Consider the following 11060-nt stretch of genomic DNA (forward strand, 5'->3'; position numbering starts at 1 on the left):
GTCACCGTACGAGGGCTCACAGGGCGGTCCTGGAGGGGACGCCGTAGGCCCGGACGCGGCCGTTGCGGTACGCGGCGATCAGCAGGTGAGGTCCGGCCCAGGCGAGGGCGGCGACGGCCGCGCCGTCACCGGTCAACTCCCGTGCAGGGCGCAGGCGTTGCTGGGCCCGTCCGGCCGTGGCGTGCCACAGCGCCACCGTGCCGTCGTCCCCGCCGCTGGCCAACTGGCCGCCGGCGCCCGGTCGCCACGCCAGTGCCGTGATCGTCTCGTGGCGGCGCAGGGAGCGCGGCGCTGTGCCTTCCGGGCCCTTGCCGGAGAAGTCCCAGACGGTGATGTCCGGTGCTCCGTCGGCGGCGAGCCAGAATCCGCTGTCGTCGAAGGCGAGGCGGGAGATCTTCTCCGGGTAGCCGGACATGGTCAGTTCGCCGGCGTCGCGCGTACGCCAGATGTGGATGGACGCGTCCTGGTTGCCGCTGCAGATCCAGCGGCCGGTGGGCGCGACGGCGAGCGCGAGGTGCGAGCCGACGTACGGGTAGGTCACCACGGGCTTCGGCGTGTGCCGCTCGTGCCCGTGCACCGCCCCGTACGCGGCCACCGCGAGCCGCCGCCCCTGCCGCATCCAGGCGAGGTCGGTGACGGTGGACGCGGCGGGGTCCGTACGCCACAACTCCGCGCCGTCCGTGTCGAGTACGAGGGCGCGGCGTCCGGAGGCGATGGCGACCCGCGAGGGGTCGGCCCAGGCGGCGGCCGCGGACCAGGCGCCGGACTCCCGGACGGTCGTCCTCCCACCCGTGCGCCGCCACAGCGCGTAGCCCATCGGCCCGGTCGCGGCCAAGTGACCGGCATCCGGGGCGAGTTGGACGGACAGCGCCCCACCCGGCAGCTCAAGGGAACCCAACTCCGCCCCCATGGCCGCATCGAGTACCCGGACCGTGCCCTCGGCCCCGGCGACGGCGATCAGGTCGCCGCGTGCGCTGAGGGAGACGGGTGCGTCGTCGACGGCGATGTCCCACACCGTCGGAGCGTCGACGGCGGTGCTCACGCGAGTGCCCCCGCCGTGGCCAGGCACGCCGCGAAGCCGCGCTCCAGTTCCCCGCGGTCGAGGTTGCGGCCGATGAAGACGAGCCGGTTGCGCCGTTCCTCGCCGTCCCGCCAGTCCCGGCCGAACTCGCCGTCCAGGAGCATGTGCACGCCCTGGAAGACGTACTGCTTCGGTGCCCCGGCGATGGCGAGGATGCCCTTGGAGCGGAAGATGTCGACACCCTTGGTGCGCAGCAGTGTGCCGAGCCAGGCGTTGAGCTTGTCCTCGTCGAGTTCGCCGGGCAGGTCGATGCCGACCGAGGTGACGGTGGCGTCGTGCTGGTGCTCGGTGTCGGTGAGGAAGGACGGGTCGTCGGCGAGCACCCGCTCCAGGTCGAACGCGCCTACGTCCAGGACCTGTTGGAGGTCGATGCGGGCGTGCCGGGCGGGGATGACGCGCACGCCTGAGTTGATCGCGCGGACGCGGCGGATCACGTGCCCGATGGTCTCCTCGTCGGCGAGGTCGGTCTTGTTGAGGACGACCCGGTCGGCGAAGGCGATCTGCTCGACGGCCTCGTTCTCCACGCCCTCGGGCTTGACCTCGTCGAGGTGCTGGAGCACGTGGGCGGTGTCGACTAGGGTGACGATGGCGTCCAGGCGCAGCTGGGCGGCGATCTCGTCGTCCATGAAGAAGGTCTGGGCGACGGGCGCCGGATCGGCGAGCCCGGTGGTCTCGATGAGGATGTGGTCGAACTTCTCGCGCCGGCGCATCAGCGCGCCCAGGATGCGGATGAGGTCGCCGCGCACGGTGCAGCAGATGCAGCCGTTGTTCATTTCGAAGATCTCCTCCTCGGCGTCGACGACCAGCGCGTCGTCGATGCCGACCTCGCCGAACTCGTTCTCGATCACGGCGATCCGCATGCCGTGGTGCTCGGTGAGGATGCGGTTGAGGAGGGTCGTCTTGCCCGAACCGAGGAAGCCGGTCAGGACGGTGACGGGCACGCGCGTGTCACGAGGTTCCGCTGTGGTGGTCAATTCGGGCTCCTAGTCGTTCTGTTGGTCCTGGTCGGTGGCGAGCAGGACGCGGCGCAGGTCGGCCTCGGTGATCCGCTCGGCGGGCGCGTGCAGGGTCCAGCGGCGGGCCGCGCCGTCCATGGGGAGTACGGCGACGACCGTCTCCACGGGCGGACAGCCCGGCTCGGCGCAGGCGAGCTGACGGACCATCACGGCGGTGTCCTCGTCGAGGCCGAGCAGCCGGCGCACGGTCTCCTTCAGCTCGCGCAGCTGCGGGCTCGGCCCCGGCTGCCTCGGTGATCGGGCTCCCAGCGGCACGACGGCCCCTCTCCTCGTTCGTCTGCGGTGGTGTCGCAGTCGGCGCACAGGCCGGTGAGTTCGACGGTGTGCCGTACCGCGGCGAAGCCGGTGTCAGCGGCGATCCGGTCGGCCCACTCCTCGACGACCTCGGTCTCCACCGGACGGCTGCGGCCGCAGCAGCGGCAGATCAGGTAGTGGCGATGACCGTCGGCGGGCCGCCGCCGGTACAGCCGCCCGCCCGCCTCGTCCCGTACGACATCCACACCGCCGTCCGCCTCCAGCTCATTCAGTGCCCGGTAGACGGTGGTCAGGCCGACCGGCTGAGCCTCGGCGACCAGCAGTGCGTGCAACTCCTGGGCCGACACGAAGTCCTGACGGCCTGTCAATAGGCGCAGAACCGCCCTTCGTTGCCGGGTTGTCCGCCCACCCACAGCGGATCACCTCCATCAGCGCTCGCCGCTTCGGTACGGTCCGACCGTAGATGAAAATGACATCCATGTCCATGTGAATGCCGGTTCAGGCAGGGCTGGCAATTCATGGTTCCCTGAATTCAGCATTCTCTGTACTGTTGGGTCATGCTGACCGTTGCCTCTGACATCGACGTGCTGGCGCGGTTCGGTCGCGCGCTCGCCGACCCGATCCGCTGCCGCATCCTGCTCGCCCTGCGCGAGGCCCCGGCCTACCCCGCCGATCTCGCCGACGCCCTCGGCATCTCCCGTACCCGGCTGTCCAACCACCTGGCGTGCCTGCGCGACTGCGGCCTGGTCGTCACCGTGCCGGACGGCCGCCGTACCCGCTACGAGCTGGCCGACGAACGCCTCGGGCGTGCGCTGGACGACCTGCGCGCCGCCGTGGTGGCCGTGGAGACCGACCGCACGTGCGTCGACGCCGACGACAAGGGGTGCTGCTGATGACGGCGATATCCCTCGGTCCGCCTCCGGCCCGCCGTGATCTGCTGGCCCGTCGGATACGTCTGCTGGTCGCCGCGACGATCACCTACAACGTCGTCGAGGCGGCCGTCGCTCTGACCGCCGGCACCCTCGCCTCGTCCACCGCCCTGGTCGGCTTCGGGCTGGACTCCGTCATCGAGGTCTCCTCGGCCGCCGCGGTCGCCTGGCAGTTCTCCGCCCGTGAGCACGCCGTACGCGACGCCCGCGAGAAGACCACCCTGCGCATCATCGCCGTCTCGTTCTTCGCGCTCGCCGCCTATGTCACCGCGGACGCCGTACGCGCCCTCACCGGATCCGGCGAGGCCGAACGCTCCGTCCCCGGCATCGTGTTGGCCTCCCTCTCCCTCGCCGTGATGCCGTTCCTGTCCGCCGCCCAGCGCCGCGCGGGCCGCGAACTCGGCTCCGCCAGCGCGGTCGCCGACTCCAAGCAGACCCTGCTGTGCACCTACCTCTCCGCTGTGCTCCTGACCGGCCTGATCCTCAACGCCACCCTCGGCTGGTCCTGGGCCGACCCCGTCTCCGCCCTCGTCATCGCCGGCGTCGCCGTCAAGGAGGGCCGCGATGCCTGGCAGGGCAAAGGCTGTTGCGCGCCGTCCGGCGCTTCGGCCGTCCCTGCCGCCGAAGCCCATGTCGCTGTCGAGGTGGGCGACGCGTGCGGGTGCCGTCCCGGGTGCGACTGCTGCAACTGACCCGCCGCCGACCCGAGGATGGGGAGCAAGAACGACTACACGGTGTCCTCGGCGGGGTCGCACCAGGCGGCCTCGCGCAGCAGGCGCAGGCCGTTGAGGCCGACGATGACGGTGGAGCCCTCGTGCCCGGCGACGCCGAGGGGCAGCGGGAGACTGCCGATGAGGTCCCAGCCGACCAGGGCGGTGATGAACACACCGGCGATGGCCAGGTTCTGGACGACCAGGCGGCGGGCAGTGCGCGAGAGCTTCACGACAGCGGGGACGGCGGCCAGCTCGTCGCGGACGACGACTGCGTCGGCGGTCTCCAGGGCGAGGTCGGAACCGGCCCTCCCCATGGCGATGCCCGTGTGGGCGGTGGCCAGCGCGGGTGCGTCGTTGACGCCGTCGCCGACGACGAGCACCTTGCGGCCCTGCTCCTCCCACTCCCGCACGGCTGCCACCTTGTCCTGGGGCAGCAGGCCGGCGCGTACCTCGGTGATGCCGACCTCGGCGGCCAGGTGCCGCGCGGCGCGCTCGTTGTCGCCGGTCAGCAGGACCGGGGTGCGGCCGGTCAGGCGGGTGAGCGCGGCGACGGTGGCGGCGGCGTCCGACCGCAGCCGGTCGGCGATCCCCAGTACCCCCACCGGCGCACCGTCGCGCAGCACGACGACCGCCGTACGCCCGGCCTCCTCCAACTCCCCCGCCACCTTCTCGCAGGTCCGGTCGGCGCCGGCGGCGGGCAACCGGGCGGGAGAGCCGACCTGGACGGTGTGGCCGTCGATCGTGGCGGTGACGCCCTGGCCGGGGACGGAGGCGAAGTCGTCGGCGGCGGCCAGGGGCAGGCCGCGTTCGCGGGCGGCCGTCACGACGGCGCGGGCCAGGGGGTGTTCGCTGGGGTGCTCGGCCGAGGCGGCGAGCCGGTGCAGGGCGTCCTCGTCCAGGCCGCTGCCGGGCAGGGGGCGGATGTCGGTGAGGCGGGGGGTGCCCTCGGTCAGGGTGCCGGTCTTGTCCAGCGCGACGGTGTCGATCTGCCCGAGGCGTTCCATCACGACGGCGGACTTCGCGAGGACGCCGTGCCGTCCCGCGTTGGCGATCGCGGACAGCAGCGGCGGCATGGTGGAGAGCACCACCGCGCACGGCGAGGCGACGATCATGAACGTCATGGCCCGCAGCAGGGCCGGCCTCAGTTCCTCGCCGAAGACGAGCGGGACGGCGAAGACGGCGAGGGTCGCGAGGACCATGCCCACGGAGTAGCGCTGCTCGATCTTCTCGATGAACAGCTGTGTGGGCGCCTTGGTCTCGGAGGCTTCCTCGACCATCCTCACGATCCGGGCGATCACCGAGTCCGCCGGATCGCGCTCGACGCGTACGCGCAGGGCGCCGGTGCCGTTGACGGTCCCGGCGAACACCTCGTCCCCGACCTGCTTGGCCACCGGCAGCGGCTCACCGGTGATGGTGGCCTGGTCGACGTCACTGGCCCCGTCGAGGACCTGACCGTCGGCGCCGACGCGTTCACCAGGCCGGACCAGGACGATGTCTCCCACCGTGAGCCGTTCAGCCTCGACGCTCTCCTCGGTGCCGTCGGGCAGGAGGCGGGTCGCCGTGGTGGGGGCGAGGTCGAGGAGGCCGCGCACGGAGTCCGCGGTCCGCGCGGTGGCGATGGCCTCCAGGGCGCCGGAGGTGGCGAAGATGACGATCAGCAGCGCGCCGTCGAGGACCTGGCCGATCGCGGCGGCGCCGAGCGCCGCGACGACCATCAGCAGGTCCACGTCCAACGTCTTGTCCTTGAGGGCCTTCAGCCCCTCCCAGCCCGGGTCCCAGCCGCCGGTGACGTAGGTCGCGGCGAACAGCGGAGCCCACGACCAGGCCGGGGCGCCCAGCAGGTACAGCGGCATGGCGAGCAGGAACAGCAGCAGCGCCGCGAGCGCCCAACGGGCTTCCGGCAGCACCAGGATGCGGGTGCGGCGCCGCGGAAGGGTCGGTCGCGGACCCGCGGCGGCCGGTGCGGGCCGTCGATCCAGGACAGAAGACATGACAAAACAACCCTTCACGGGCGGACGGGGCAACAGCTCCCACCATACAGGAACATCTGAACAGGTCTTCAGTTGTCATGGGTAGGATGGACACATGGGCCACGGAACCGACGCCACCAGCAGTGCCACCACGCGCGAGCGGCTCGACGCGGTCGGCACCGCCGACGTCGCCGCCACCCTCCAGGCCCTCGCCACCCCCTCCCGGCTGCACATCCTGGCCCGGCTCCAGGAGGGCCCCTGCTCGGTCGGCGACCTCGCCGACGCCGTCGGCATGGAAGCCTCCGCCTGCTCCCACCAACTGCGCCTGCTGCGCAACCTCGGCCTGGTGACCCGCGAACGGCACGGGCGCTCGATCATCTACGCCCTCTACGACAACCACGTCGCCGAACTCCTCGACCAGGCCCTGTACCACGTCGAGCACCTGCGCCTGGGCGTCCGCGACCTACCGGCCGAACTGCCCGAGCCCGTCACCGCGGACTGAGACCGGCGCGCCGGTCATCGAGGAGCTTGGTGGCGCGCCCGGCGTGGGCCGGCTGTGAACATCGTCGAGTGCTGAGGAAGCAGGCCCTGAGCAGCCCATCGCCCGGGTCACCCAGGGCGGCGACGGTACGGTCCCGCGCCGGCCGGAGACCGCCGAGGCCCGCATCCGCCTCGACCGGCTGGGCGACCGGGAACGCGAGGTCGCCGTGACCGACCAGACCATCGGCGTCCAGGTGACCGCCTGGCCAAGTGGGAGCAGAGCAGCACGAGTTGTTCGTCCAGCAGGTCCTGGGCTTCCGGACGGCCGCCGCCGCTGTGGGGCGGCGGCGGCCGTGGCCACGAGGATGAGAGGCCCCCCTCCACCGTTTCCTCGCGCGTGTCCTCCACGGCGGCGGGTCTGGTGGGAGCACCCCGTCGGAACTGCCGGGAGAACGGAGCGGGAGCCGCGCACTCCGGCGATGCGGCTCCGGCCGGTCTCGATTCCGGCTCGGGGGCTGGGAGCCTGGGCGGGGAGATGCACCGGTTCCGGACGTACGACGTACATGGTCCCGGTCCCGTTCTTCCCTCCCTGGAGCCTAGAACAGACGGGGGCAAAGCGGAACAGTGTCTTACGCCGGATCCGCGGCCGGAGCGATCGGATACCGGTGGACAGGTGGCAGGCCGGGCAGCAACCCCGGCCAGACCGTGTCGATGACATGCGCGCTCGGCGTGAACAGCGGCTGCGCCAGGGTCGGCAGGTCGGCGGCCTCGTGCCACTCCCAGCGGTGGATCAACTGCGGTTCGGTGACGGCCGGTTGACCGGTCCAGGCGGTGACGCGGACGGCGCCCGTCAGCCGGGGCATGCCGTGCGTGGAGTCCATCAGGAGGGCCAGCAGCCGCGCCCCTCCCGGGATCGGGTCCGCCTTCAGGCCGGTCTCCTCCTCCAACTCCCTTACACCCGCCTCCAGAAATCCCTCGCCGGCGTCGTTCTTGCCGCCGGGCAGCTCCCAGACCCCGCGCACCGACCAGCCCAGCAGGATCCGCCCCGCCGAGTCGGTGACGACGACTCCGGCACCGGTGAGGGCGTGCGGTGACGGCCGCTTCTTGCCCGCGCAGGTGAGGGCCGCGGGGGCGGGCCCGCGCAGGACGACGAATGCGAGGCCGTCGGCGTCGTACCGCTCGGCCGCCGCCCAACTCCCGTACAGCGCGCGGAGCTCCTCGTCGTCGAGGGCGATGGAGCGCCTGCTGTCCGCCGCCTCCTCCGCAACGGGCGTGATGACGCAGACGACACCCCCCGGGCGCAGCCGCTCGCGCAGCCGGTTCATCACGCGGGTGCGGTCGTGGACGAAGGCCCAGCTGAGGCGGAAGGTGATCAGGTCGTAGGCGGGATGCGGCAGGGCGTCGAGGCTGTCGTGCTCGATGTCCAACAGGCGGTATTTCACCGCCGAGTTGGCGGAGGGCTGGGCCTCGGCGCGGGCGAGAGCGGCGGGCGCGAAGTCGACGGCGTCGACCTCGTACCCCGACTCGGCCAGATGGCGGGCGAGTTCACCCAGCCCGCAGCCGACGTCCAGGGCGTGTCCGCCGCCCTCGGGGGCCGGTGCGTGCTCGGCGAGCAGCGCGCGTTCGGAGTCACGGAGCGGGCTGAAGGTGTTGCCGCCGGCGTAGTGCGCGTCCCATGCGTCGGTCACGGGGTTCTCCCTGCGAGGTGGTCATCGGTCAGCGGTCGTTCGACAGCGCCAGGAGTTCGGCGAACAGGCCGCCGCCATGGGCGAGTTCGTCGTACGTACCCTGTTCGGCGATGCGGCCGTGCCGCATGACCACGACCCGGTCGGCGATCTTCGTGTTGACCAGTTGGTGGGTGACGACGATCGTCATGCGGCGGGCGGCGATCGCCTTGATCCGTTCGAGGATGGCGTGTTCTCCGCGGGCGTCCATCTGGCTGGTCGGCTCGTCCAGGATCAGCAGGTCCGGCTGCCGGTACAGGGCCCGCGCACACGCCAGCCGCTGCCACTGCCCGCCGGACAGTTCGGTACCGCCCCACAGCTCGCGGGCGAGCAACGTGTCGAGTCCGTACGGGAGTTCCTCCACCGCCTCCCGCAGTCCTACGGCGTCCAGCGCCTCCCACACCAGCAGGTCGTCCCCGGTGCGGGGCTGGCCGAGGGTGACGTTGTCGCGGACGTTGAGGGGCCACTGGGCGAAATTCTGCGGCACCAGTCCCGCCAACTCCCACAGCCTGTCGGGGGCGAGGCCGGCGAGGTCGTGCCCGTTCCAGCTGACCGTGCCCTTGTCGGCGAGGAAGATGCCCGCGAGGAGCCGGGTCAGCGTGGACTTCCCGGAACCGTTCTCGCCGACCACGGCGAGGATCTCCCCGCGTCGCACGGTCAGCGAGACCCCGGCCACCGCCGGGATCTCCTTGCCCGGGTAGCAGTAGACGGCCTCGTCGAGCCGGATCTCCTCCACCGGCTCACCCGGCCCCAACTCCCCTCGCCTCGGGGCGCGTTGGGCGGCGAAGGCGAGGAAGCCCTCCAGGTCGGCGAGGTAGAGGGCGGTGTGGAACATCGCGGCGCCGTAGATGACGAGCTGGCCGAGTGCGGCGAGGGTGGTCTGGACGGCGACGACCGCCGTGGCGGCGATGGCGGGTTCGACGCGTCCGGTGGCGGCGAGCCAGGCGAGCGCGGCCCAGGTCGCGATGAGGAAGACACCGCCGATCGCCGAACTGGCCAGCACGATCCGCAGCATGCGCGGTGCCACGTCCAGGACCCGGCGGTCGATGCGTTCGGAGATCGTACGGTGCCAGAACCCGAGGTAGGGGACCATGCCGTTGGCGCGGATCTCGTCGGAGAACTTCGGGCTGGTCACCCAACCCCGCATGTTCTGGCGGACGTTGCGGTCGCCGATGTTGGCGTAGTGCGTCTCGTACTGGACCTTCGCGTGCAGGATCGCGCCCACGCCGGCGGGCACGACCGCGAGCAGCAACAGGGGCAGCATCAACGGGTGCAGCACGGACAGCACCCCGCTCGCGCTGACCATCCGGACCACGGCGGCGGTGAAACGCGTGGCGTCCTGCACCATCACATGGCCCCGGATCACCCCCATCTCCGCGGCCTCCTGCCGGTCCGCGAACCCGTCCTCGGCGCGCGCGGCGGCCTCCACCCGGCACACCGCCTCGACGAGGGAACTGTCCGCCGCCGTGGTCAGGCGCGGGGTGATCCGTCCGTCCGCGTACGAGGACAACGCGCTCGCGACCCGGCCGACCGCCGCCGCGACGGCGATGACCAGCAGCGCGGGCAGTGCCTGATGCAGCCGGTCGCTCACGGGCCCGGCGGCCAGCACCGAGCGCATCGCCCGCGCGGTGGACAGCAGCAGCACCACGGCGGCGGCGCCGACGGCCAGTTGGCAGCCGGCCAGCAGCAGCACGGCGGACCGGTCGATGGCCCACGCCATCCGCGCGGTCTGCGCGAGCACGGAGGGCAGGCGCGCGCACAGCTTCCCGAACTCGGCCTCGGCCAACGGGTTCTGGGCGTGCCGGCCCTCGTAGCGGATCTCGGCGGGCTGGGGTGGCGGCACACGCGAGGCGGTCCCGGGCAGCGGTGCCGGGCCGGTCGTCCCGGCGCTCATCGGGCCGTGCTCTCGGCGCGGCGGGGCGTCAACTGCCGTTCGGACAGGCGGTGTTCAAGGTGAGTCATACGGCAGCCTTCCCCGACGGCTCCCGTGCCAGCCGCCCGAGCACCGGCCCCGTGCAGCGCGGTCAGGCAGAACAGGGCGCGCTTCTCCTCCGGGATGAGGCGGCGGCCGTAGCCGGTGAAGAACGCGGTTCTCAGGCGGGGTTGTTGGGCCCAGGGTCCGCAGGCCAGGGGGACGAAGTCCTGGACGACGGGGGCGAACCGGGCGCGCTCGAAGGCGGTCAGCGCGAGGGGTTCCCGGGTGCCGGACCACCGCAGGGTGTGCTCGTCCAGGTTGCCGTGGATGTAGCCGAGCGGGACCCGCCCCACGGTGCGCAGTTCGGCGGCGCGGGCCAGCACGAACTCCCGTTCCGCGGTGGGCATTTGGTCGCCCGACGCGTGGACGCTCCGCTCGGCGCTGTCGGCGGTGCGGCGCAGTGCCTGTGCCGCTTCCTCGCGTGCCGCGGGGGTCAGTTTCCCGGCCTGGTGCAGTTGGGCGACGAGGGCGCCTGCCTTGCGGTGGACGGTCTCCAGCGCGGGACCGGTCGTCCTGAGGCCGCTCAGCGGGGTGCCGGGGAGGGCGGTCATGAGCAGGGCGAGGTGCTGGGCCGAGGTCGCGGTGAGGCGGGGTGCGCGGCCGGGGCCGAGGTAGGACACGGCGTGCCGGTGGGCGAGGGTCTCGCGGGTGAAGGCGAGGGAGGAGGCGGCGAGTTTCACGCAGAAGCGCTGTCCGCTGCCGCTCTCCGGTCGTGTCGTCACCTCCCATACGCGTGAGGAGTGGGCGGCGGAGGTGTCGTCGAGGCAGGTGAGGGGGCCGATGACGGATTCGGCCCAGGCCCGGACGGGGTCCGGCAGTGTGGTCGCTCCGGTCATGCCCCCCACCTCGGTGCGCGTCGTGACGTATCCGCGTCGGCGGCGGCCGTGGCGTCAACCTCGTGCAGCGCGGGCGGGAGC

11 protein-coding genes are annotated in these 11060 nt (G+C 72.3%); 3 read left to right on the forward strand and 8 right to left on the reverse strand.

The window, feature by feature from the left end; translation table 11 throughout:
- Positions 1-16: 16 nt before the first annotated feature.
- From AC31A1_RS07195 to AC31A1_RS07210, 4 genes are read right to left on the reverse strand one after another with little or no spacing between them, the layout of a single operon-like run.
- Complete coding sequence (locus AC31A1_RS07195; protein ID WP_489652410.1) at positions 17-1042, reverse strand: WD40 repeat domain-containing protein; 1026 nt, start codon at positions 1040-1042, stop codon at positions 17-19.
- The gene (locus AC31A1_RS07200) at positions 1039-2055 is read right to left on the reverse strand and encodes a CobW family GTP-binding protein (RefSeq protein WP_489652411.1); all 1017 of its coding nucleotides are present in this window, start codon (positions 2053-2055) and stop codon (positions 1039-1041) included. Before AC31A1_RS07200 ends, AC31A1_RS07195 begins: the two co-directional genes overlap by 4 nt.
- Before the next feature lie 9 nt (positions 2056-2064).
- Positions 2065-2283, reverse strand: coding sequence for a hypothetical protein (locus AC31A1_RS07205; RefSeq protein WP_489652412.1), 219 nt, complete (start codon positions 2281-2283; stop codon positions 2065-2067).
- An 8-nt stretch (positions 2284-2291) separates the two neighbouring features.
- Positions 2292-2765, reverse strand: coding sequence for a Fur family transcriptional regulator (locus AC31A1_RS07210; protein ID WP_489652413.1), 474 nt, complete (start codon positions 2763-2765; stop codon positions 2292-2294).
- A gap of 144 nt (positions 2766-2909) precedes the next feature.
- Here AC31A1_RS07210 and AC31A1_RS07215 point away from each other — a divergent pair, with 144 nt between their 5' ends.
- Positions 2910-3245 (forward strand): ArsR/SmtB family transcription factor, encoded by a 336-nt coding sequence (locus tag AC31A1_RS07215; RefSeq protein ID WP_489652414.1) that lies wholly within the window; start codon positions 2910-2912, stop codon positions 3243-3245.
- The gene (locus tag AC31A1_RS07220) at positions 3245-3973 is read left to right on the forward strand and encodes a cation efflux transmembrane domain-containing protein (protein ID WP_489652415.1); all 729 of its coding nucleotides are present in this window, start codon (positions 3245-3247) and stop codon (positions 3971-3973) included. The genes AC31A1_RS07215 and AC31A1_RS07220 overlap by 1 nt, the downstream gene beginning before the upstream one ends.
- A 35-nt stretch (positions 3974-4008) precedes the next feature.
- Here AC31A1_RS07220 and AC31A1_RS07225 read toward each other — a convergent pair whose 3' ends face one another.
- Complete coding sequence (locus AC31A1_RS07225; RefSeq protein ID WP_489652416.1) at positions 4009-5985, reverse strand: heavy metal translocating P-type ATPase; 1977 nt, start codon at positions 5983-5985, stop codon at positions 4009-4011.
- Positions 5986-6079: 94 nt separating this feature from the next.
- Here AC31A1_RS07225 and AC31A1_RS07230 point away from each other — a divergent pair, with 94 nt between their 5' ends.
- Complete coding sequence (locus AC31A1_RS07230) at positions 6080-6466, forward strand: ArsR/SmtB family transcription factor (protein ID WP_489652417.1); 387 nt, start codon at positions 6080-6082, stop codon at positions 6464-6466.
- 607 nt (positions 6467-7073) lie between these two features.
- Here the strand turns inward: AC31A1_RS07230 and AC31A1_RS07235 are convergent.
- From AC31A1_RS07235 to AC31A1_RS07245, 3 genes are read right to left on the reverse strand one after another with little or no spacing between them, the layout of a single operon-like run.
- A complete protein-coding gene (locus AC31A1_RS07235; RefSeq protein WP_489652418.1) occupies positions 7074-8132 on the reverse strand; it encodes a bifunctional class I SAM-dependent methyltransferase/NUDIX hydrolase in 1059 nt (352 codons plus the stop codon).
- 28 nt (positions 8133-8160) lie between these two features.
- Positions 8161-10062 carry an ATP-binding cassette domain-containing protein gene (locus tag AC31A1_RS07240; RefSeq protein ID WP_489652419.1) on the reverse strand — a complete coding sequence of 634 codons (1902 nt, stop codon included), beginning with the start codon at positions 10060-10062 and terminating at the stop codon, positions 8161-8163.
- Positions 10059-10979, reverse strand: a complete 921-nt coding sequence (locus AC31A1_RS07245) for a phosphotransferase (protein ID WP_489652420.1) — start codon at positions 10977-10979, stop codon at positions 10059-10061. The genes AC31A1_RS07240 and AC31A1_RS07245 overlap by 4 nt, the downstream gene beginning before the upstream one ends.
- Between the last annotated feature and the right edge of the window lie 81 nt (positions 10980-11060).

This window comes from Streptomyces sp. P5F9 (assembly GCF_057961495.1).

Bases quoted from the DNA above. Each gene is read 5' to 3' on its own strand.
- AC31A1_RS07215 (WP_489652414.1), top strand. From the start codon at position 2,910: ATGCTGACCGTTGCCTCTGACATCGACGTGCTGGCGCGGTTCGGTCGC.
- AC31A1_RS07240 (WP_489652419.1), bottom strand. From the start codon at position 10,062: ATGAGCGCCGGGACGACCGGCCCGGCACCGCTGCCCGGGACCGCCTCG.
- AC31A1_RS07245 (WP_489652420.1), bottom strand. From the start codon at position 10,979: ATGACCGGAGCGACCACACTGCCGGACCCCGTCCGGGCCTGGGCCGAA.
- AC31A1_RS07220 (WP_489652415.1), top strand. From the start codon at position 3,245: ATGACGGCGATATCCCTCGGTCCGCCTCCGGCCCGCCGTGATCTGCTG.
- AC31A1_RS07225 (WP_489652416.1), bottom strand. From the start codon at position 5,985: ATGTCTTCTGTCCTGGATCGACGGCCCGCACCGGCCGCCGCGGGTCCG.
- AC31A1_RS07230 (WP_489652417.1), top strand. From the start codon at position 6,080: ATGGGCCACGGAACCGACGCCACCAGCAGTGCCACCACGCGCGAGCGG.